Source organism: Neisseria animaloris (assembly GCF_900637855.1).
Classification (GTDB): domain Bacteria; phylum Pseudomonadota; class Gammaproteobacteria; order Burkholderiales; family Neisseriaceae; genus Neisseria; species Neisseria animaloris.
Genome location: NZ_LR134440.1, coordinates 370,830 through 390,440, shown reverse-complemented (window position 1 = coordinate 390,440; position 19,611 = coordinate 370,830). Strand labels below are relative to the sequence as shown.

General features: G+C 51.9%; 21 protein-coding genes. 14 read left to right on the top strand and 7 right to left on the bottom strand.

Annotation, left to right across the window (positions count from 1 at the left end; all coding sequences use genetic code 11):
- Window positions 1-31: 31 nt before the first annotated feature.
- From EL216_RS01830 to EL216_RS01820, 3 genes are all read right to left on the bottom strand, one after another.
- Window positions 32-1,240 (bottom strand): beta-ketoacyl-ACP synthase, encoded by a 1,209-nt coding sequence (locus EL216_RS01830; RefSeq protein ID WP_085389781.1) that lies wholly within the window; start codon window positions 1,238-1,240, stop codon window positions 32-34.
- 1 nt (window position 1,241) lies between these two features.
- The gene (locus tag EL216_RS01825; RefSeq protein WP_085389780.1) at window positions 1,242-1,742 is read right to left on the bottom strand and encodes a hypothetical protein; all 501 of its coding nucleotides are present in this window, start codon (window positions 1,740-1,742) and stop codon (window positions 1,242-1,244) included.
- Window positions 1,743-1,979: 237 nt separating this feature from the next.
- Window positions 1,980-2,939, bottom strand: coding sequence for an acetyl-CoA carboxylase carboxyltransferase subunit alpha (locus EL216_RS01820; RefSeq protein ID WP_085389779.1), 960 nt, complete (start codon window positions 2,937-2,939; stop codon window positions 1,980-1,982).
- A gap of 217 nt (window positions 2,940-3,156) precedes the next feature.
- Here EL216_RS01820 and EL216_RS01815 point away from each other — a divergent pair, with 217 nt between their 5' ends.
- A complete protein-coding gene (locus tag EL216_RS01815; RefSeq protein ID WP_085389778.1) occupies window positions 3,157-3,558 on the top strand; it encodes an RNA-binding S4 domain-containing protein in 402 nt (133 codons plus the stop codon).
- Between the two features lie 55 nt (window positions 3,559-3,613).
- Here EL216_RS01815 and EL216_RS01810 read toward each other — a convergent pair whose 3' ends face one another.
- Window positions 3,614-4,162 carry an undecaprenyl-diphosphatase gene (locus tag EL216_RS01810; RefSeq protein ID WP_085389777.1) on the bottom strand — a complete coding sequence of 183 codons (549 nt, stop codon included), beginning with the start codon at window positions 4,160-4,162 and terminating at the stop codon, window positions 3,614-3,616.
- 228 nt (window positions 4,163-4,390) lie between these two features.
- Between EL216_RS01810 and EL216_RS01805 the strand changes: the two genes are divergently transcribed.
- The 5 genes from EL216_RS01805 to EL216_RS01785 all read left to right on the top strand — a co-directional run bounded on the left by EL216_RS01805 (window position 4,391) and on the right by EL216_RS01785 (window position 8,710).
- Window positions 4,391-5,650 carry an RsmB/NOP family class I SAM-dependent RNA methyltransferase gene (locus EL216_RS01805; protein WP_085389776.1) on the top strand — a complete coding sequence of 420 codons (1,260 nt, stop codon included), beginning with the start codon at window positions 4,391-4,393 and terminating at the stop codon, window positions 5,648-5,650.
- A 34-nt stretch (window positions 5,651-5,684) separates the two neighbouring features.
- Window positions 5,685-5,993, top strand: coding sequence for a Grx4 family monothiol glutaredoxin (grxD, locus tag EL216_RS01800; protein WP_085389775.1), 309 nt, complete (start codon window positions 5,685-5,687; stop codon window positions 5,991-5,993).
- A 124-nt stretch (window positions 5,994-6,117) separates the two neighbouring features.
- Entirely contained in the window at window positions 6,118-6,801 is a 684-nt protein-coding gene (gene radC / locus EL216_RS01795) for a RadC family protein (protein ID WP_085389774.1), read from the top strand.
- A 70-nt stretch (window positions 6,802-6,871) separates the two neighbouring features.
- The gene (bioA, locus tag EL216_RS01790) at window positions 6,872-8,161 is read left to right on the top strand and encodes an adenosylmethionine--8-amino-7-oxononanoate transaminase (RefSeq protein WP_085389773.1); all 1,290 of its coding nucleotides are present in this window, start codon (window positions 6,872-6,874) and stop codon (window positions 8,159-8,161) included.
- A gap of 15 nt (window positions 8,162-8,176) precedes the next feature.
- Entirely contained in the window at window positions 8,177-8,710 is a 534-nt protein-coding gene (locus tag EL216_RS01785; RefSeq protein ID WP_085389772.1) for an NUDIX hydrolase, read from the top strand.
- Between the two features lie 147 nt (window positions 8,711-8,857).
- Here the strand turns inward: EL216_RS01785 and gshA are convergent, their stop codons facing one another.
- Window positions 8,858-10,213 (bottom strand): glutamate--cysteine ligase, encoded by a 1,356-nt coding sequence (gshA, locus tag EL216_RS01780; protein WP_085389771.1) that lies wholly within the window; start codon window positions 10,211-10,213, stop codon window positions 8,858-8,860.
- A 237-nt stretch (window positions 10,214-10,450) separates the two neighbouring features.
- Here gshA and leuC point away from each other — a divergent pair, with 237 nt between their 5' ends.
- The 3 genes from leuC to leuD all read left to right on the top strand — a co-directional run bounded on the left by leuC (window position 10,451) and on the right by leuD (window position 12,835).
- Window positions 10,451-11,857: a 3-isopropylmalate dehydratase large subunit gene (gene leuC / locus EL216_RS01775; RefSeq protein ID WP_085389770.1), complete on the top strand. Its 1,407-nt coding sequence runs from the start codon at window positions 10,451-10,453 to the stop codon at window positions 11,855-11,857.
- Between the two features lie 134 nt (window positions 11,858-11,991).
- Complete coding sequence (locus tag EL216_RS01770) at window positions 11,992-12,126, top strand: entericidin A/B family lipoprotein (RefSeq protein ID WP_085389769.1); 135 nt, start codon at window positions 11,992-11,994, stop codon at window positions 12,124-12,126.
- Window positions 12,127-12,193: 67 nt separating this feature from the next.
- Window positions 12,194-12,835: a 3-isopropylmalate dehydratase small subunit gene (gene leuD, locus EL216_RS01765; protein WP_085389768.1), complete on the top strand. Its 642-nt coding sequence runs from the start codon at window positions 12,194-12,196 to the stop codon at window positions 12,833-12,835.
- 146 nt (window positions 12,836-12,981) lie between these two features.
- Here leuD and argB read toward each other — a convergent pair whose 3' ends face one another.
- Window positions 12,982-13,890 (bottom strand): acetylglutamate kinase, encoded by a 909-nt coding sequence (argB, locus tag EL216_RS01760; RefSeq protein WP_085389767.1) that lies wholly within the window; start codon window positions 13,888-13,890, stop codon window positions 12,982-12,984.
- A gap of 251 nt (window positions 13,891-14,141) precedes the next feature.
- On the opposite strand from argB, the gene cysD reads away from it, so the two are divergent.
- From cysD to uraH, 5 genes are all read left to right on the top strand, one after another.
- Entirely contained in the window at window positions 14,142-15,056 is a 915-nt protein-coding gene (gene cysD / locus EL216_RS01755) for a sulfate adenylyltransferase subunit CysD (RefSeq protein WP_085389766.1), read from the top strand.
- Window positions 15,057-15,282: 226 nt separating this feature from the next.
- Window positions 15,283-16,119, top strand: a complete 837-nt coding sequence (gene cysT, locus EL216_RS01750; RefSeq protein ID WP_085389765.1) for a sulfate ABC transporter permease subunit CysT — start codon at window positions 15,283-15,285, stop codon at window positions 16,117-16,119.
- 94 nt (window positions 16,120-16,213) lie between these two features.
- Window positions 16,214-17,074 carry a sulfate ABC transporter permease subunit CysW gene (gene cysW / locus EL216_RS01745; protein WP_085389764.1) on the top strand — a complete coding sequence of 287 codons (861 nt, stop codon included), beginning with the start codon at window positions 16,214-16,216 and terminating at the stop codon, window positions 17,072-17,074.
- Window positions 17,071-18,144: a sulfate/molybdate ABC transporter ATP-binding protein gene (locus EL216_RS01740; RefSeq protein ID WP_085389763.1), complete on the top strand. Its 1,074-nt coding sequence runs from the start codon at window positions 17,071-17,073 to the stop codon at window positions 18,142-18,144. The genes cysW and EL216_RS01740 overlap by 4 nt, the downstream gene beginning before the upstream one ends.
- Window positions 18,145-18,298: 154 nt before the next feature.
- Window positions 18,299-18,709 carry a hydroxyisourate hydrolase gene (gene uraH, locus EL216_RS01735; protein ID WP_107879099.1) on the top strand — a complete coding sequence of 137 codons (411 nt, stop codon included), beginning with the start codon at window positions 18,299-18,301 and terminating at the stop codon, window positions 18,707-18,709.
- Window positions 18,710-18,867: 158 nt separating this feature from the next.
- Here the strand turns inward: uraH and ubiE are convergent, their stop codons facing one another.
- Window positions 18,868-19,605, bottom strand: a complete 738-nt coding sequence (gene ubiE / locus EL216_RS01730; RefSeq protein ID WP_085389762.1) for a bifunctional demethylmenaquinone methyltransferase/2-methoxy-6-polyprenyl-1,4-benzoquinol methylase UbiE — start codon at window positions 19,603-19,605, stop codon at window positions 18,868-18,870.
- Window positions 19,606-19,611: the final 6 nt, after the last annotated feature.

Here is a 19,611-nt window from a genome sequence, read left to right as displayed (position 1 = left end):
TTTTATCTAATTGCGGCATATTTCAGACGGCCTATTCTTCGCCGATAACGATAACCGCATTGCTGCCGCCGAAAGCAAACGATGAGCTTGCACCGATTCGTTTTTCATGCGGCCAACGGCTGTTTCGGTCGGTTAAACCGATGGCAGGCAAGCCGGTATCGTGCACACCGTCCCACAGTTGCGGAGGCAGTTTGCCTTCGGGATTGCAACGGCGGCTGACGATGCCCCATAAAAAAGCGGCTTCAACCGCCCCTGCCGCACCGAGCGTATGGCCGGTTTGCGGTTTAGTAGAAGTGCACGGGGTTCGGCTGCCGAACACTTGATGCACGGCAATGCTTTCCATGCTGTCGTTATGTAGCGTGCCCGTGCCGTGAAGGTTGATCCAGCCGATGTTTTCAGACGGCATCCGGGCATGGTTTAAGGCCGTCTGAAAGGCTTGAATGGCTCCCAAACCGTCGGGGCGCGGCGAAGACATATGATGCGCATCGCTGCTGGCTCCGTAGCCGAGCAAAGGCAGGCTTTCACCGAAATCCGCCTCCCGTGTCATGATGAAAACAGCAGCGGCTTCACCGATATTGATGCCGTTGCGGTTGGCGGAAAACGGATTGGCGAGGCCGTCTGAAAGCACTTCCAGCGAAGCAAAACCGTTGATGGTCAAAGGCGACAGCGTATCGACTCCACCGCAAACGACCGCATCGCACAAACCGGCACGCAGCAAACGTGCCGCGCTGATTAAAGCCCTTGCACCCGAAGTGCATGCGGTAGAAACCACATAGCAAAAATTTTTCAAACCATATACTTCCGCAACCAAATCGGCCGGTGCGGACAGGGTTTGCTGTTCTTGGTTGAAGGGAATTTCCCCCCATGCACCTCCTTCGGCCACCCTTTGAAACATGGTCAGGTTTTCATCTACCCCGCTGGTGGAAGTGCCCATCACCACCGCGATACGTTCCGCGCCGAACCGCTCGATTGCCGCATAAATATCATTTTCAATCTGCTCCAGCGCATGCCAAAGCAATTGATTGTCGCGCCCGCGGTGAACATCGGGTAAGGATTCGGGAAATGCACGCAAAGTTTCATGTACCACTCCGAAAGCACGGTTTTTATTCTTAACCCACTGATCGGAAAAAGTTAACGGTGATTCGTCGGCAGGGTTTAAAAGTGCGTCGATATGATGCTGCAAACCACTGCCCAATGCGCTGACAATAGCCGGAGTAGTGAGGTAAACATTGGCTTTCATATTATTCTAACGGGGTAATACGCCAGCCCGTCCGGTCTGGGAAAGTAATCTTAATGAGGCCGTCTGAAACTTCACAGCGCCACAACTCTTGGTTACGGTCGAAGTAAACCGTCGCCCCGCCTTGCTTTTTCGTTTGCTGTTGCGGATAAATTTTGTCATTACCGTCCAGCAGGGGCAGCATGGCGGCAAATAAACGGCGTGAACTGCTATTCGGAGTGACAAAGCCGTCGTTGCGCCATCCCCTCTTGCTTACGGTTTGGCGGGAAACGGGCGCGCCCAACGCATCGGTTTGCACGAAACGCAGCATATCTTTTTCAGGCTGCACGGCCAGCAAACTGGTTTGGATAACCGTGCCGTCCGCATCCGTCTGCTCCAGCTTGAACCAACGCGTATCCTCTGCCTGAAAAACAGGCAGAACTTGCGGCACGGGCAAGCTGCTTGAGGTTGAACAGGCAACCAGCAGAAAAGCGGTAAACAGCGGCGCAAATATTTTGAATTTCATAGCTTAATCAACGGCAACGGCAAACTCTGATATTGTAACCGAGAATTTGTGCCGTAGCGAAAAAAGCGGGAAATATAGCTGATGCAAACAATGTAACCGAAAAAACGAACATTCGGTGCATGGCAGATCACGACAGATGTTTTATAGCCGCCGATACAAAGTTCAGGCCGTCTGAAAAAACAAAGAGCAGACACAATGCCTGCTCTTTCAGATTATCTGCACGCTAAGGCGATATGGTTACTTCTCGACAAACTCACCATAAGCCATGGTTCGGTCGAAACGGCGTGTCAGCAAATCGGCCATCGGCATGCTTTCCGCTTCCCGCAATTGTTCTGCCAACACTTCTTTTACGCGCTTGGCAATTTCGGCATGATCACGGTGCGCGCCGCCCAAAGGTTCCTCGATTACACGGTCAATCAAGTTCAAATCGGCCAAACGCTTGGCGGTAATGCCCAATGCTTGGGCGGCATCGGCTGCTTTCTCTGCGGTCTTCCACAAAATAGAAGCACAGCCTTCGGGAGAAATAACCGAATAAGTGGAATATTGCAGCATGTTCACATAATCGCCCACGGCAATCGCCAATGCACCACCGGAACCGCCTTCGCCGATGATGGTACACAATACCGGCACGTGCAGGCGGGTAAGCTCATAAAGGTTGCGGCCGATTGCTTCCGACTGCCCGCGTTCCTCCGCTCCGATACCGGGATAGGCACCCGGGGTATCGATAAACGTCATTACCGGCAATTGGAATTTTTCGGCAGTCCGCATCAAACGTAAGGCTTTACGATAACCTTCCGGGCGCGGCATGCCGAAATTGCGGAGAATTTTCTCTTTGGTATCGCGGCCTTTCTGATGGCCGATAACCACAACGCTCCTGCCGTTGAAACGCGCCAAACCGCCCACAATCGCATGATCGTCGGCGTAGTGGCGGTCACCGTGCAGTTCTTCAAAATCGGTAAAAATGGCGTTGATGTAATCCAGCGTATAAGGCCGCTGGGGGTGGCGTGATACTTGCGATACTTGTGCGGGAGTGAGTTTGTTGAAAATCGACTTGGTTAATTCGGTGCTTTTCTTTTGCAGGCGGGCGATTTCATCTGCAATATCGACGGCGGATTCACCTTGTACAAAACGCAACTCGTCGATTTTTTTGGTTAATTCGGCGATAGGCTGTTCAAAATCCAGAAAAACGGGTTTCATATGAGTAAAGCTCTTATTATTAAAATAGAAGAATCAGAATGTAATCATACGCGAAGATGGCTGTTTTGGCAGCATGTTTTCACATGCCGGCAAGAATCGATAGCCGCGCCCTGCCACTCTGCTTCTCGTTAACCATACTTTTAGTGCATGCATACTAATGCGCAGCACTCTGTATCTTATGCTAAACTGCAAAACAGTTCAATCACGCGGTTTAAATATGAAAAACAGCAATGACAACAACACCATGCGCCTTGATAAATGGTTATGGGCCGCCCGTTTTTTCAAAACACGCGCGCTGGCCCAAAAGCACATTGAGCTCGGACGAGTGCAGGTAAACGGTGCCAAAGTAAAAAACAGCAAAAATATTTCCGCCGGCGACACTGTAGATTTAACGCTCAATTCCCTGCCCTACAAAATCAAAGTGGTTGCCCTCAACCACCAACGCCGTCCGGCCCCCGAAGCGCGTATGCTGTATGAAGAAGATATGAAAACCGCTGCCCTGCGGGAAGAACAAAAATTGCTCGACCAAGCCAGCCGCATCACAGCCGCTTATCCCGAAGGCAGGCCGACCAAACGCGACCGCCGCCAGATTGAAAAACTGAAACGCGGAGATTGGTAGATGCAGGTATAGAAAAAGAGGCCGTCTGAAAACTTTTCAGACGGCCTCTTGAAATTCAATACTTCGATTCTGCCAAATGTATGCCCTTGTAAACCATATATTTGCTCAATACCGCCGCTACTATTCCAATCAGTAAAGCCCCTAAAATATCCAACGGCCAATGCACACCCAAATAAATCCGTGACCATGCAATAGTCAAAACAATCGGTAAAACCAATAACCCTAGAGCACGTGTCTGCTTCAATGCCAGTAAGCCGGCTAAGGTAGCAAAAACACTCGTCAGGTGCTTGCTCGGAAACGACGACGAAGCATCGTGAGGCAGAAAATTCGTGCCCAACTGCAATAAAAACGGGCGGGGATGATACCAACCTTTTCTAATCAGATAAGTGATGACAACACCGATAACAATACTGAAAACTATGCTTAACCAGACACGTTTATTGTTTTTATGTTTTGTAACTAAGTATATGAATAAAATAAAAAAGAACCAAACAATTAGATATTCGGCGGAAAAAATAGCAAAATAAATGCTGTGCAAATATGCGTCTTCATCCTCATTGATCATCATAAACAAATACTTGTTTAATTCATGCAATACATCCATCTCCCTTATCCTTTTTAAAAGTATTTTTAATGATGTTATATCATCGTTATTAGCTGAAAATTAGGATTAAGAGTGGTTGTTTCAGAAAAAATTCCCGACATCATTCAAACGGGCGCGACAAATACACCCCTGTGATTGTTTCAGACGGCCGAAGTGCACGGCGGCCCTGCATACCGCCATCACATTATCGCGTATAATCTCCGCCGTTACCGTATCAGATAACCGACCATGACCCCGATCCAACTCGAACACACCGCTACCGTATTGGCCGATATGCTCACTTTCAAGCAACCCGCCGATGCCGTGCTTTCCGCCTATTTTCGAGAACATAAAAAATTAGGCCGGCAAGACCGCCACGAAATCGCCGAAACGGCCTTTGCCGCCTTACGCCATGTTCAAAAAATCTCCGCCGCCCTGCGCCGCCCCCACGCACAACCGCGCAAAGCGGCTTTGGCCGCATTAGTGCTTGGACGCAGCGTAAGTATCAACAGTATTAAAGATTGGCTCGACGAAGAAGAAACCGAGTTTTTAAGCAATTTAAAAGCCCGTAAAACTGAGTTTTCAGACGGCCTCGATACCGCTTCCGAACTGCCCGATTGGTTGATCGGCACGCTGCAAAAACATTACGGCGAAGCCGACATCCTCGCCTTCGGACGCAGCGTCAACCAACCCGCGCCGCTGGATGTCCGGGTCAACACCTTAAAAAACAAGCGCGATAAAGTGCTGGCCGAATTGCAGTCGGAACAGCTTGATGCGGAAGCCACGCCGTATTCGCCGTGGGGCATCCGCTTCAAAGAAAAAATAGCCCTCAACAAACACCCACGCTTTCTCGACGGCACTCTGGAGGTGCAAGACGAAGGCAGCCAGCTTTTGGCTTTATTGCTCGGTGCGAAACGTGGTGAAATCGTGGTAGATTTCTGCGCCGGAGCGGGCGGCAAAACTTTAGCCGTTGGCGCAATGATGGCCAACAAAGGCCGCATTTATGCTTTCGATATCGCCGAAAAGCGCCTCGCCAATCTTAAACCGCGCATGGTGCGTGCCGGCTTGACCAACATCCATCCCGAGCGCATCAGCAGTGAAACCGACCCGCGCATCGGCAGGCTTTACGGCAAAGCCGACCGTGTGCTGGTAGATGCGCCCTGCTCCGGTTTGGGCACATTGCGCCGCAACCCCGATCTGAAATACCGCCAATCGCCCGAAACCCTTGCCTCCTTGCAACAGCAGCAAGCATCCATTTTGGCTGAAGCCGCCAAGCTGGTTCATGAAAAAGGCCGTTTGGTTTACGCCACTTGCAGCATTCTGCCCGAAGAAAACGAAATGCAGGTGCAGCGTTTTTTAGATAGCCATCCCGATTGGCACGCCGTCGATTGCGCTGCGCTGCTAAGTAGCTATAAAATTCCGCTCGATACAGGCGTATACTTACGGCTGGATTCGGCCAAGCATCAAACTGACGGCTTTTTCGCCGCCGTGCTGGAACGCAAAAATTGACCATATTCCCAACTTTTTATTCACAGGAACCCACATGAGCATTCAAGAGCAAATCAAAGAAGTTGTTACCACCCACCGCGTCGTGCTGTTTATGAAAGGCACCAAGCAGTTTCCGCAATGCGGTTTTTCTTCGCGTGCCGTGCAATTGTTGCAGGCTGCCGGTTGCGAAGACTTCGTTACCGTAAACGTTTTGGAAAACGATGCCGTGCGCCAAGGCATTAAAGAATACAGCAACTGGCCGACCATTCCCCAACTGTATGTTAACGGCGAATTCTTGGGCGGTTCCGACATCATGATGGAAATGTACGAAGCCGGCGAACTGCAAGAAGCATTGAAAGTTTGATCCGGCAGCAGCCTTTCATAAAGAGGCCGTCTGAAAAAGAAATTTCAGACGGCCTCTTTTTTATCGTTCTCTTTTAAAACTATCAATGCTATGATTATTTCATAACGAAACGGGAAAACCTTACATGAGTATCAAACAATGGCCGGAAGGCGAACGCCCGCGCGAAAAGCTGCTGGAGCGCGGTGCGGGTGCGTTGAGCGATGCCGAATTGCTGGCGGTGTTGCTGCGGGTGGGCACGCGCGGCATGAGCGCGGTGGATTTGGCGCGCCATCTGCTCAACGAGTTCGGCAGCTTGGGGCGGTTGATGAGTGCGGATGTGAAAGCATTGTCGGCGCACAAAGGCATGGGGCTGGCGAGCTATACGCAATTTGCCGTGGTGCGCGAAATCGGGCGGCGGATATTGGGCGAAGAGTTGCGCGAAACCGCCGTGTTGAACAATCCGCGCGACGTTGCCGATTTTCTGCGCCTGCATTTGGCGCACGAACGGGTAGAGGTGAGTTTGGCGTTGTTGCTGAATCAACAAAACCAACTGATTGCCCTGCACGAATTATCGCGCGGCACGGTGGCCGAAAACACCGTTTACACCCGCGAAATCGTGAAACTCGCGCTCGACGAATACGCCAGCAGTATCATCATTGCCCACAACCACCCCGGCGGTTCGCCCGATCCTTCCGATGCCGACATTGCTTTCACGCACAGGTTGGCGCAGGCTCTGGATTTGGTGGACATCACGCTTTTAGACCATTTCATCGTTACCGCCCGCCGGGTAACGTCTTTGCAGGAGCGCGGCTTGATGCGCGCGGTGTAGAGACACATTCAAGGCCGTCTGAAAAGCGTTATAATTCCGCCATTCTTTTTTCAGACGGCCTCAAACCTTCATGCTTTCTTCCGCCGATTTAGACTTCGACCGCCGCCATATCTGGCACCCTTATACTTCGGTAATCGATCCGCTGCCCGTCTATCCCGTTGCCCGCACCGAAGGCGTGTACATAGCGCTTTCAGACGGCCGCAAGCTGGTAGACGGCATGTCTTCATGGTGGTGCGCGCAACACGGCTACAATCATCCCGAACTGCTTGCCGCTGCCCACAAGCAGCTCGACACCATGCCGCACATCATGTTCGGCGGCATTACCCACGAGCCTGCTGTCCGCCTGTGTCAAAGCCTGAAAACCATGCTGCCCGAAAATCTCGACTGCATTTTTCTGGCGGATTCCGGTTCGGTGGCGGTAGAAGTTTCCTTGAAAATGGCTCTGCAATATTGGCATGCACGGGGCGAAGCACGAAGCAAATTTCTTACCATCGAGCGCGGTTATCACGGCGACACTTTCGGTGCCATGAGCGTGTGCGACCCCGTAAACTCCATGCACAATCTTTACCGCCGTTTCCTGCCCGAACACATCTTCGTGCCCGCCCCGCAAAGCCGTTTCGGCGGCAAATGGCAGCCAAACGACATCGCCGCTTTTCAGACGGCTTTATCGCAACACCGCAACGATATCGCCGCCGTGATTCTCGAACCCATAGTGCAAGGCGCGGGCGGTATGCGCGTGTATCATCCCGAATATTTGCGACAGGTGCGCGCCCTGTGCGACGAATACGGCATCTTATTGATTTTGGACGAAATCGCCACCGGCTTCGGGCGCACGGGCAAGCTGTTTGCCTGCGAATACGCCGCCATTCAGCCCGATATCATGTGCATAGGCAAAGCCCTCACCGGCGGCATGATGACGCTTTCCGCCATCGCCGCCACCCGCCATGTGGCCGAAACCGTGTGCGGCGGCGAAGCGGGCGTATTCATGCACGGCCCCACCTTTATGGGTAACCCGCTGGCCTGCGCCGTGGCCGAAGCCAACATGCAGATACTCAAGCGCAACGAATGGCAGACGCAAGTCGCTGCCATCGAAACACATTTTCAGACGGCCTTAACGCCGCTTGCCGCCCATGAAAACGTGGCTGACGTGCGCATGATTGGCGCCGTCGGCGTGGTCGAAACCCGCCGCCCCGTCAATATGGCGGCCATGCAGCAGTTTTTCGTGCAGCAAGGCGTGTGGATTCGGCCGTTCGGCAAGCTGGTTTACCTGATGCCGCCTTACATCATCCGCCCGCACGAATTGCAACGGCTTACCGATACCGTTGGCGCGGCCGTTCAAAAAACAGAATTGTTTCAATAACAACAAGGAATCATCATGGATTTGAAAGAAACCCAACTCAGTTCCGAGCCGATTTTTCAAGGCACGTTCATCAACATCGCCCGCGACACCATCCGCCTGCCCAACGGCAACGAAAGCACGCGCGTGGTAATCCGCCACCCCGGAGCCGCCTGCGTGCTGGCCGTAACCGACAACGACGAAGTGGTGTTGGTACGCCAATGGCGCTACGCCTGCGACCAAGCCCTGCTCGAACTGCCCGCAGGCAAGCTCGATACCGGAGAAGACCCCGCCGTGTGCGCCCTGCGCGAGCTGGCCGAAGAAACGCCTTACACCGCCGACAGCGTTAAGCTGTTGCACACTTTCTACACCGCACCAGGTTTTTGCGACGAATTGATGTACCTCTACCAAGCCGAAGGCGTCCGTGAAGGCAGCACCTTGCAAAACGACGACGACGAATTTACCGAAACCGTGCTGATGAGCCGCGAAGAAGTGAAAGCGGCGTTGAAAAACAACCAAGTTTCAGACGGCAAAACCTTGGCCGGTTTACAATATTGGCTGTTGAACACTTAACCGCTTGCTTCAAAAAATCAGGCCGTCTGAAAATCTTTTCAGACGGCCTAATTGTTTTATATCGGTAACAGCGGATAACAAACGGGCATCATGCAGCAACGACCGGATAACGCTCAAGAATATCCGGCTGCGGCAGCGCCGCCCGTATCAAGCGGCGGTTTGTTCCAACTCTATCGAAGCAGCCAATAACGACAAACGCGCCATCACGCCGTAAACATACAGGCGGTTGGGTTCGTTGTCGGGATTGTCGATATCCACACTCGGTACGCCTAAACGTTCCCATTGCTCGAATACACGTTTGCATGTCGCCAGCAAAACCGGATCGGCATTGCCGCTGCTGTGAACCGACGGAATGCTTTGTTCGAGCGGTACGAACAACATACCCGAAGCATTCAGGTTTTCGTCGGCTCCCCGTCCCTCGTGCACGCGGTAAAAGCCGCCGATAACAAACCTGTCCATCATATAAACCACAGGTTCGGCTACTGCACCGTTTAAAGTTTCGTAGGTATAAATACCTTCTTGCACAATCACTTCGCTGACTTCCAGACCTTCTTTGACTTTAGCCATTTTATTGCGGTTTTTGCGGTTCAGGCTGCGCACTTCGTCGGCGGATTTCATACTCATCACACCCATGCCGTAAGTGCCCGCATCGGCTTTTACAATCACAAACGGCTTGTCGGTAATACCTTTTTCATCGTATTTCGCCTGAATCTTCGCCAACATCCGCTCCACGGCATCGGCCAGAGCATCTTCGCCTTCGCGTTCTTGAAAATCCAAACCGCTGATTTGCTCGAAATAAGGGTTGATTTGCCACTCGTCGATGCCGATTAATTTGGCGAATTCTGCTGCCACTTGGTTATATGCACCGAAATGGTTGGTTTTCCGACGGGTTGTCCAGCCTCCGTGCAGCGGCGGCAATACGGTCTGGTTCAGCCCTTTCAGAATCTCGGGCACGCCTCCGGAAAGATCATTATTCAACAACACTATGCAGGGTGAAAAACCGTCGGCCAAGTGAACGCGCTCACGTGTACGCAGCAACGGCTCCAGCAGGATTTTATCACCCAAAGCGGTTTCAAATTCAGTCGGTTCGGTAATTTCGGGGTTTAGGCTGCCCAAGCGCACTTCAAAACCTGCCGAACGCAAAATGCTGCTGAGTGCATAAACGTTTTGCAGGTAAAAAGTGTTGCGGGTATGGTTTTCCGGCACAATCAATACCGATTTGGCCTCTTCACAGGCACGTTCCACAGCATCTTGTGCGGCAACGGCAGCCAGCGGAACAAAATTAGGATTCAGATTGTTAAAACCGCCCGGAAACAGGTTCATATCGATAGAAGCCATTTTATAACCGCTGTTGCGGATATCGACCGAACCGTAAAACGGCGGGCTGTGTTTTCCCCATTGAGAACGGAACCACGCTTCGATTTTGGGCTGATTGGTTAAGATTTTATATTCAAAATCTTGCAATTGCCGGGCATATTCGGCGGAAATAACGGGCAGGCTCATGGTTAGGGCTTCCATTGATAAAGTTGAAAAACGGAAACATGATAGATTTTTTGATGGTTTGCGACAAGTTTTTCAGACGGCATTAATAAATAAGACAATTTGTCTAAAAATAACCAAAAATAATCCAAATTCAATTTCAAAATAAAAAAATTAGACAAAAAAGATTGCAATTAATGTCCGAACCCCCTAATATGGCAACACCCAAACCGTTTAACCCATTTAAACAAAAGTACAATCATGAATCCACAAACCCTCTACGACAAACTTTGGAACAGCCATATCGTCCGCCAAGAAGAAGATGGCACGGTTTTACTCTACATCGACCGCCACCTGGTTCACGAAGTAACCAGCCCTCAAGCTTTCGAAGGCCTGAAGATGGCCGGACGCAAACTGTGGCGCATCGACAGCGTGGTTTCCACCGCCGACCACAACACGCCTACTGACAATTGGGACAAAGGCATCCAAGACCCGATTTCCAAGCTGCAAGTCGACACTTTAGACAGTAATATCAAAGCATTCGGCGCACTTGCTTATTTTCCTTTCAAAAACAAAGGACAAGGCATCGTGCATGTGATGGGGCCGGAGCAAGGAGCCACCCTGCCCGGCATGACTGTGGTTTGCGGCGATTCACATACTTCCACTCACGGCGCATTCGGTGCATTGGCACACGGTATCGGCACCTCTGAAGTCGAGCATGTGATGGCCACCCAATGCATTACAGCCAAAAAGTCCAAATCCATGCTGATTAAAGTCAACGACCGTCTGAAACCGGGCGTAACCGCCAAAGACGTGGCCTTATACATTATCGGCCGAATCGGCACCGCAGGCGGTACAGGTTATGCAATCGAATTCGGCGGCGAAGCCATCCGCTCGCTCAGCATGGAAGGCCGCATGACCTTGTGCAATATGGCGATTGAAGCCGGTGCGCGTTCGGGCATCGTAGCAGTAGACGACACCACCATCGAATATGTAAAAAACAAACCTTTCGCACCCAAAGGCGAAGCATGGGAAAAAGCCGTTGCTTATTGGAAAACACTGGTTTCCGACGAAGGCGCGCAATTCGACAGCGTATTCGAGTTTGATGCCGCCGATATCGAACCACAGGTAACTTGGGGCACTTCACCCGAAATGGTGTTGGATATCAACGGTAAAGTGCCGAATCCTGCACAAGAATCCGACCCCGTCAAACGCAGCGGCATGGAACGCGCCCTCGAATACATGGGCTTAACCGCCGATACGCCGCTGAATCAGATTCCGGTCGACGTGGTGTTTATCGGCTCCTGCACCAACAGCCGTATCGAAGATTTGCGTGAAGCCGCCTCCGTAGCCAAAGGCCGTCTGAAAGCGAATAACGTGAAGCGCGTTTTGGTGGTGCCCGGCTCCGGTTTGGTTAAAGAGCAAGCCGAAAAAGAAGGTTTGGACAAAATCTTTACCGAAGCGGGCTTCGAATGGCGCGAGCCGGGCTGCTCGATGTGCTTGGCCATGAATGCCGACCGCCTCGAGCCTCAGGAACGTTGTGCCTCCACTTCCAACCGTAATTTCGAAGGCCGTCAAGGTAACGGCGGGCGCACCCATTTGGTGAGCCCCGCTATGGCCGCCGCCGCCGCAGTGGCCGGACACTTTACCGATGTTCGCAATCTGTAAAGATAAGCATGCCGTCTGAAAATTTTTCAGACGGCATGCTCTTTCAAATTGTTTTTCAAAAAGAATTTTGGCATTATAGAAAGTACAGCAATAAACATTGTCTGTACTTTCAAAAAATATTAAGGAGCTTAACTATGAAAAAAATCGTATTGGCCGCTTTAACTGCCCTGACTTTGCTTTCTGCCTGCAACACCGTATCAGGCTTCGGTAAAGACGTATCAAAAGCCGGCGACAAACTGGAACAAAGTGCAGACCGCCACTCACACTGATTGAATAGCGAATCACGCCCCCGCACGCTATCGGGGGCGTTTTTAAACCGCCTCGAAAGTACACACAATGAAAGCATTTACACAAATCACCGCGTTGGTCGCCCCTCTCGACCGCTCCAATGTAGATACCGACGCAATTATCCCCAAACAATTTTTAAAATCCATCAAACGCTCGGGTTTCGGCCCCAACTGTTTCGACGAATGGCGTTATCTCGATCACGGCGAACCGGGCATGGACAACAGTAAACGCCCGATCAATCCTGATTTTTCACTCAACCGGCCCCGTTATCAAGGCGCACAAATTCTATTGACCCGCAAAAACTTCGGTTGCGGGTCATCGCGCGAGCATGCTCCGTGGGCTTTAGACGACTACGGTTTCCGGGCAGTTATCGCCCCTTCTTTCGCCGATATTTTCTTCAACAACTGCTATAAAAACGGTTTGCTGCCGATTGTGTTGGGCGAAGAAATTGTGGACAAACTATTTAAGGAAACCGAAGCCAACGAAGGCTACCGACTCTCTATTGATTTGGAAAAACAAACCGTTACCACGCCGAGCGGCGAATCTTTCGGCTTTGACATCACCGAACACCGCAAACACTGCCTGCTCAATGGCTTGGACGAAATCGGTTTGACCCTGCAACACGCCGATGAAATCAAAGCGTTCGAAGCCAAGCGCAAACAAGCGCAGCCGTGGTTGTTTAATGCCTGATTAAACGTTTCAGGCCGTCTGAAAAATAAAACAGCACCCCGAAAGTCGTATTCCCAACCACTTTCGGGGTACTTTTTGATGGTCGGTACGCGCCCGACGGTTCAGGCGGTACGTCTATCAAATTCGATGTTTGGCAGGCAGCGGCTTCAATCCGGCATACAGTTTGCATCGTCTTCGGCCAAAATCATCGAGCCGATGCCTTTGTCGGTGAAAATTTCCAACAGCAGCGCATTGGGCAATCTGCCGTCAATAATATGCACGGCCTTTACACCGTTCCGCGCTGCTTCCAGAGCCGAACTGATTTTCGGCAGCATGCCGCCGTGCAGTGTGCCGTTGGCAATCAATTCGTTAATACGCTTCAGGCTTAGGCACGGCATCAGCTCGCCGTTTTCGTCCATCACGCCGGCGATATTGGTAAGCAGCAGCAGTTTTTCGGCACGCAAACCTTCCGCCAGTTTTCCCGCCACTAAGTCCGCATTGATATTGAATGCTTCACCTTGCCTGCCCACACCGATGGGGGCGATTACGGGGATATGCCCGTGCTCGATAATATCTTTAATCAGCGTGCAATCAATGCTTTCCACTTCTCCCACTTGCCCGATGTCGACACCGTTGCACTCGGGCGTATCAACGAGCAGCTTTTTGGCTTTGATGAAATGGCCGTCGCGCCCGGTAATACCTACCGCCTTGCCGCCATAAAGGTTGAGCAGCGAAACGATTTCTTTGTTCACATGGCCGCCCAATACCATTTCGACAATATCCATCGTTTCGCCGTCGGTAACGCGCATTCCCTGCACAAATTCGCCCTGCTTGCCGACCTTGTTCAGCATCTCGTTAATCTGCGGCCCGCCGCCGTGCACAATCACCGGATTGAGCCCGCACAATTTCAGCAAGGCGACATCTTTGACAAAACATTCTTTCAAATACGGTTCGGTCATCGCGTTGCCGCCGTATTTGATTACAATGGTCTTGCCTGAAAAACGGCGGATATAAGGCAGTGCTTCCGATAAGATTTCCGCTTTTTGGGCTGGTGAAATATGTTTGGTATCGCTCATGGTTCCTCTGTATTCCGAAAAGTTTCGATATTCGTTAAAACGGTTTATATGAAAACATCGGGTCCATGTTAAAACATCGGTTGCCCAAATACAATCAAACAGGCCGTCTGAACACCGCTTTTCACACCGATGCGGCTTTCAGACGGCCTTTTATAACAAAATCATCTTATATTAAAACCAACCATTCTTTCCTTTTTTCAGGCGGCCTGATTAAAGTAAAGCGCATCGAGGCCATCTGAAAAGAACACATCATGTCTATCCAAAACCACCACCTCAACTGGCTTGAAGCCGAATCCATCTACATCATCCGCGAAGTGATTGCCGAAGCGAAAAACCCCGCGCTGCTGTTTTCGGGCGGCAAAGATTCAGTGGTGCTGCTCGCGCTGGCCGTGAAAGCTTTTCAAATCGAAGGCCGGCCGCTCAAGCTGCCGTTCAAACTGCTGCATGTGGATACCGGCCACAACTACCCCGAAGTGATTGCCTTCCGCGACCAAACCGTCGCCCGCACCGGCGTGGAACTGGTGGTCGGCCATGTGGAAGATTCCATCAAACGCGGCACGGTGGTTTTGCGCCGCGAAAACGACTCGCGCAATGCCGCCCAAGCCGTTACCCTTGTCGAAACCATTGAAGAACACGGCTTCGACGCACTGATGGGCGGTGCAAGGCGCGACGAAGAAAAAGCCCGCGCCAAAGAACGCATCTTCTCTTTCCGCGACGAATTCGGCCAATGGGATCCGAAAAACCAACGCCCCGAACTTTGGAACCTCTACAACACCCGCCTCTTCCCCGGCGAAAACATGCGCGTATTCCCTATTTCCAATTGGACGGAACTCGACATTTGGCAATACATCGCCCGCGAAAACCTCGCTCTGCCGCCGATTTACTACGCCCACGAACGCGAAGTGGTCGAACGCGGGGGCCTGCTCGTGCCCGTTACCCCGCTCACACCCAAACGCGACGGCGAAACCGCGCAAGTGCGCAGCGTGCGCTTCCGCACCGTCGGCGATATTTCCTGCACCTGCCCCGTTGCCAGCACCGCCGCTACGCCGGAAGACATCATCGCCGAAACCGCCGCCGCCACCCTTTCCGAACGCAGTGCCACCCGTATGGACGACCGCGTTTCCGAAGCGGCCATGGAAGAGCGCAAAAAAGCAGGGTATTTTTAAGCAGGCCTGCCCTCATCTCCGGCGCTTCCGTGCCGTTCAAAAAGGCCGTCTGAAAGCGAGCTTTACGAGCTTCGCCAAAACGGGCTTTGCGAGTTTCGCTAAAGTTTTTCAGACGGTCTTTTCTTCTTTTATAACAAAATCATCTTTAATTAAAACCAACCATTCTTTCCTTTTTTCAGACGGCCTCTATACAGTTACACACAACCCATTCTCCACAGTACCCGTCATGTTATTACTGAAAACCCCCAGCGTATTACCCGGTTTCAAAATCAGCCTCGGCCTCACCGTATTGTGCCTGTCGCTTTTGGTGGTGCTGCCGTTTGCCATGATGGCCGTTAAGGCGGGCGAAATCGGTTGGACGGCCTTTTGGCAAACCATCTCCGAGCCGAACGTGCTGGCGGCGGTGTGGCTCACGTTGCGGATGTCGTTTTACGCCATGCTCACCAATATCGTGTTCGGCACGCTGGTGGCGTGGGTGCTGGTGCGCTATGAGTTTCCCGGCAAAAGCATCGCCAACGCGCTGGTGGATTTGCCGTTTGCGCTGCCCACGGCAGTAACCGGCATTGCGCTGGCCACGCTGTATGCGCCCAACGGCTGGCTGGGGCGGTGGTTTGAGCCGTTGGGCATCAAAATCGCCTTTACCCCTATCGGCATTTGGATTGCGCTGGTGGTAGTGAGCCTGCCGTTTATCGTGCGGGCGGTGCAGCCGGTACTGGAAGAATTGTCGGGCGAATACGAAGAAGCGGCGGCCACTCTGGGCGCAAACCGCTTCACCACCTTCCGCCGCGTGCTGCTGCCCGAAATCGCTCCCGCCCTGCTTACCGGCGCAGGCATGATGTTTGCGCGGGCAACCGGCGAATACGGCTCGGTGATTTTTATCGCGGGCAATATCCCGATGATTTCCGAAATTCTGCCGCTGGTCATCACCGGCAAGCTGGAACAGTTCGACGTGCAGGGCGCATCGGCGGTGGCTTTGTTTATGCTGATGATTTCGTTTGTGATTCTGTTTTTGCTGAACATCGGCCAATGGGCTTTGAGCAAACGTGCCGGCGCAAAAGTTTGAATATTCAGGCCGTCTGAACCGTGTTGCGATATTCGTTTTCAGACGGCCTCTTTATCCATTTTGAAAATCAATCAAAACCAAACCTAAAAAAACCATGAAAACCAATCCGCCCAACCCCAACCTGACCGAACCGCGCTGGCTGCGGCTGACACTGATTGCCGTTGCGCTGGCGTTTCTGCTGCTGATGCTGGTGGTGCCGCTGGCCGCCGTGTTTTACGAAGCCCTAAAAGGCGGTTGGGATTTATACGTCCAATCCATTACCGACCCCGAAGCATGGTCGGCCATCAAGCTCACGCTGATCACCGCCGCGATTGTGGTGCCGGTTAACGCCGTGTTGGGCGTAGCGATGGCTTGGCTGCTTACCCGCTTTAACTTCCGCGGCAAGCAGCTGCTCACCACCCTGCTCGACTTGCCGTTTTCGGTGTCGCCCGTGGTGGCCGGTTTGATGTTTGTGCTGCTGTTCGGCGCACACACCGCGCTCGGCGGCTGGCTCGAAGCGCAGGGCATTCAGATTATTTTCGCCATTCCCGGCATTATTCTCGCCACGCTTTTCGTTACCTTTCCGTTTGTTGCCCGCGAACTGATTCCGCTGATGCAGGCGCAGGGCGACAGCGAAGAACAGGCCGCCTTGATTCTCGGCGCAAGCGGCTGGCAGATGTTTTGGCGCGTTACCCTGCCCAACATCAAATGGGCGCTGCTCTACGGCATCATTCTCACCAACGCCCGCGCGATGGGCGAATTCGGCGCGGTAAGCGTGGTTTCGGGGCACATCCGCGGCGAAACCAACACCATTCCGCTGCTGGTGGAAATTTTCTACAACGAATACAACTTTACCGGCGCATTCGCCCTATCCGGTATTTTGGCATTGCTGGCACTCGCCACCCTTGCCGTGCAAAACATCATCACCCGCATTCAAGAACGCAAACTCGCCGCTGCCGAAAGGAACGCCGCATGAGCATCACCATTCAAAAACTCAACAAACACTTCGGCTCATTTCACGCCCTCAACAACATCAACCTCAACGTGCCCACCGGCAAACTCGTGTCGCTGCTCGGCCCTTCCGGCTGCGGCAAAACCACCCTGCTGCGCATCATCGCAGGTTTGGAAAACGCCGACGGCGGCAGCATTCTGTTCGACGGCCAAGACGTTACCCGCAAACATGTGCGCGAGCGCAAAGTCGGCTTCGTATTCCAGCATTACGCCTTGTTCCGCCACATGAACGTGTTCGACAACATCGCCTTCGGCCTCACCGTATTGCCCAAATCCGAACGCCCGAGCAAAGAGCGCATCCGCGCCAAAGTGGAAGAATTGCTGCAACTCGTGCAGCTTTCGCACTTGGCCAAAGCCTATCCGCACCAACTTTCAGGCGGCCAACGCCAACGCATCGCCCTTGCCCGCGCCTTAGCCGTCGAACCCAAACTGCTGCTGCTCGACGAACCTTTCGGCGCGCTCGATGCCAAAGTGCGCAAAGAGCTGCGCAAATGGCTGCGCGATATCCACCACGAACTCGGCGTAACCAGCATCCTCGTTACCCACGACCAAGAAGAAGCCCTTGAAGTATCAGACGAAATCGTGGTGATGAACCACGGCAGAATCGAACAGACCGGCACCGCCGAAAGTCTCTATCGCCAACCCGAAAACGCCTTCGTAACCGAGTTTTTGGGCGAAACCGATGCCTTTGAAGGCAGAATAGAAAAAGGCGAATGGCATTACAACGGTTTCAGATGGCCTTTAGACCTGCCCGGTGCATGGCAGGAACAGATTGCTACCGCCTACGTGCGCCCGCACGAATGGACAGTTGCCGACGACAGCGAAACGCCGATGCTCAACGGCCGCATCCACACCATCCGCTCCGCCGGCGCACTCACCCATCTGACCGTAGCGGAAAACAGTCGGGACATACACATTACCTTTGCCGGCAGCGATGCCCCCTGCCTCGGACTCGCAATCGGACAGAATATTGCACTAGTGCCGAAACAAATTTACGTATTTTCTCAAAACGAACTGATAGATTTTTCGATTTAGGCATTAATTGCCGGAGGTAAATGTTGTAAGATTATTTTCCCGGCACTCTAAGCAAACGGGATTATTTTTTACCCTGAGGCCGTCTGAAAAACGGTTTATTGTTAGACCCGCTTCAGTGATTTATCTTTGAAAAATTCATTAAAGGAAATAAGCTATGAAATTTAAAACCATGCTTTTTATCGGTTTGACCGGCTTGGTATCTTCGGCATTCGCCGCCGACAATTATCAATTGAGCACCCATATTTTGGATATCAACAAAGGCAAGCCCGCACCTAATGTCAGCGTGGAACTTTATAAATTGGGCAACAACGGTCAATGGCGTGAAATTGCCGAAAACAAAACCGACGGCAACGGCCGGATCAAAAACTTTTTGCCGTTAAAACCCGGTGCCGACAATAAAGGTATCTATAAACTTAAATTCAAAACCAAAGAATATTTTGCCAAAGACAAAGTCGATAATTTCTATCCGTTTGTCGAAGTTTCTTTCGAGTTGAAAGACAACAACCATTACCATGTGCCGATTACCTTGTCGCCGTTCGGTTATTCCACATATCGCGGCAGCTAATCGTCAGAAGAAACGTAAACAGGCTTTCGGCCATAGAATAACCGCACCTTACAGAGCAGATTTAAATACTATGCTTCGTAAGGTGCGTTTTCATATCGGCCTGTTCGATCGGAATATACCGTTTAAAAATCTTTCGGACGGCCTTCACCCGAAGTTTTTTAAAACTTCACACCTTTGTGCAACGCCACCACACCGGCGGTCATGTTGTGGTATTCGACACTGTCAAAACCGGCATCCAACATCATTTGTTTCAAAGTTTCCTGATCCGGATGCATACGGATGGATTCGGCAAGATATTGGTAACTGTCGGCATCTTTGGCAATCATTTTACCCATCAGCGGCAACAGTTTGAATGAATATAAATCATAGGCCGGAGCCAACGGTTTGAATACTTTTGAAAATTCCAACACCAGCAAAGTGCCGCCGGGTTTCAGCACGCGGTGCATTTCTTTTAAGGCGGCATCTTTATGCGTCATGTTACGCAAACCGAAAGCAACGGAAACAAGGTTAAAATAATCGTCCGGAAACGGAAGTTTTTCGGCATCGGCCAGCGACACCGGCAAAATCAATCCTTCATTCAACAAGCGGTCGCGCCCTACCGTGAGCATAGATGAATTGATATCGGTAAGCCATACTTCGCCCTCTTTGCCTACGCGCTTTGCCCAGCCGCGCGACAAATCGCCCGTACCGCCGGCAATGTCGAGCACCTTATCGCCTTTGCGCAGGCGTGCGGTGTTGATGGTGAAATGTTTCCACACCCGATGCAGGCCGCCCGACATAACGTCGTTCATGATGTCGTAGTTTTTGGCTACCGAATGAAAAACTTCGGCCACTTTGCCTGCTTTTTCGCTTTCATCGACGGTTTGATAGCCGAAATGGGTTTTGTTGTCGCTCATACTTTG

Excerpts from the sequence above, each read along its gene's own strand:
- leuD (WP_085389768.1), top strand. The coding sequence starts at position 12,194 with ATGAAAGCATTTACACAAATCACCGCGTTGGTCGCCCCTCTCGACCGC.
- cysT (WP_085389765.1), top strand. The coding sequence starts at position 15,283 with ATGTTATTACTGAAAACCCCCAGCGTATTACCCGGTTTCAAAATCAGC.
- EL216_RS01815 (WP_085389778.1), top strand. The coding sequence starts at position 3,157 with ATGAAAAACAGCAATGACAACAACACCATGCGCCTTGATAAATGGTTA.
- EL216_RS01770 (WP_085389769.1), top strand. The coding sequence starts at position 11,992 with ATGAAAAAAATCGTATTGGCCGCTTTAACTGCCCTGACTTTGCTTTCT.
- EL216_RS01820 (WP_085389779.1), bottom strand. The coding sequence starts at position 2,939 with ATGAAACCCGTTTTTCTGGATTTTGAACAGCCTATCGCCGAATTAACC.
- cysW (WP_085389764.1), top strand. The coding sequence starts at position 16,214 with ATGAAAACCAATCCGCCCAACCCCAACCTGACCGAACCGCGCTGGCTG.
- argB (WP_085389767.1), bottom strand. The coding sequence starts at position 13,890 with ATGAGCGATACCAAACATATTTCACCAGCCCAAAAAGCGGAAATCTTA.
- cysD (WP_085389766.1), top strand. The coding sequence starts at position 14,142 with ATGTCTATCCAAAACCACCACCTCAACTGGCTTGAAGCCGAATCCATC.
- uraH (WP_107879099.1), top strand. The coding sequence starts at position 18,299 with ATGAAATTTAAAACCATGCTTTTTATCGGTTTGACCGGCTTGGTATCT.
- EL216_RS01810 (WP_085389777.1), bottom strand. The coding sequence starts at position 4,162 with ATGGATGTATTGCATGAATTAAACAAGTATTTGTTTATGATGATCAAT.
- EL216_RS01805 (WP_085389776.1), top strand. The coding sequence starts at position 4,391 with ATGACCCCGATCCAACTCGAACACACCGCTACCGTATTGGCCGATATG.
- EL216_RS01825 (WP_085389780.1), bottom strand. The coding sequence starts at position 1,742 with ATGAAATTCAAAATATTTGCGCCGCTGTTTACCGCTTTTCTGCTGGTT.
- EL216_RS01830 (WP_085389781.1), bottom strand. The coding sequence starts at position 1,240 with ATGAAAGCCAATGTTTACCTCACTACTCCGGCTATTGTCAGCGCATTG.
- EL216_RS01740 (WP_085389763.1), top strand. The coding sequence starts at position 17,071 with ATGAGCATCACCATTCAAAAACTCAACAAACACTTCGGCTCATTTCAC.
- bioA (WP_085389773.1), top strand. The coding sequence starts at position 6,872 with ATGCTTTCTTCCGCCGATTTAGACTTCGACCGCCGCCATATCTGGCAC.
- gshA (WP_085389771.1), bottom strand. The coding sequence starts at position 10,213 with ATGAGCCTGCCCGTTATTTCCGCCGAATATGCCCGGCAATTGCAAGAT.
- grxD (WP_085389775.1), top strand. The coding sequence starts at position 5,685 with ATGAGCATTCAAGAGCAAATCAAAGAAGTTGTTACCACCCACCGCGTC.
- ubiE (WP_085389762.1), bottom strand. The coding sequence starts at position 19,605 with ATGAGCGACAACAAAACCCATTTCGGCTATCAAACCGTCGATGAAAGC.
- EL216_RS01785 (WP_085389772.1), top strand. The coding sequence starts at position 8,177 with ATGGATTTGAAAGAAACCCAACTCAGTTCCGAGCCGATTTTTCAAGGC.
- radC (WP_085389774.1), top strand. The coding sequence starts at position 6,118 with ATGAGTATCAAACAATGGCCGGAAGGCGAACGCCCGCGCGAAAAGCTG.
- leuC (WP_085389770.1), top strand. The coding sequence starts at position 10,451 with ATGAATCCACAAACCCTCTACGACAAACTTTGGAACAGCCATATCGTC.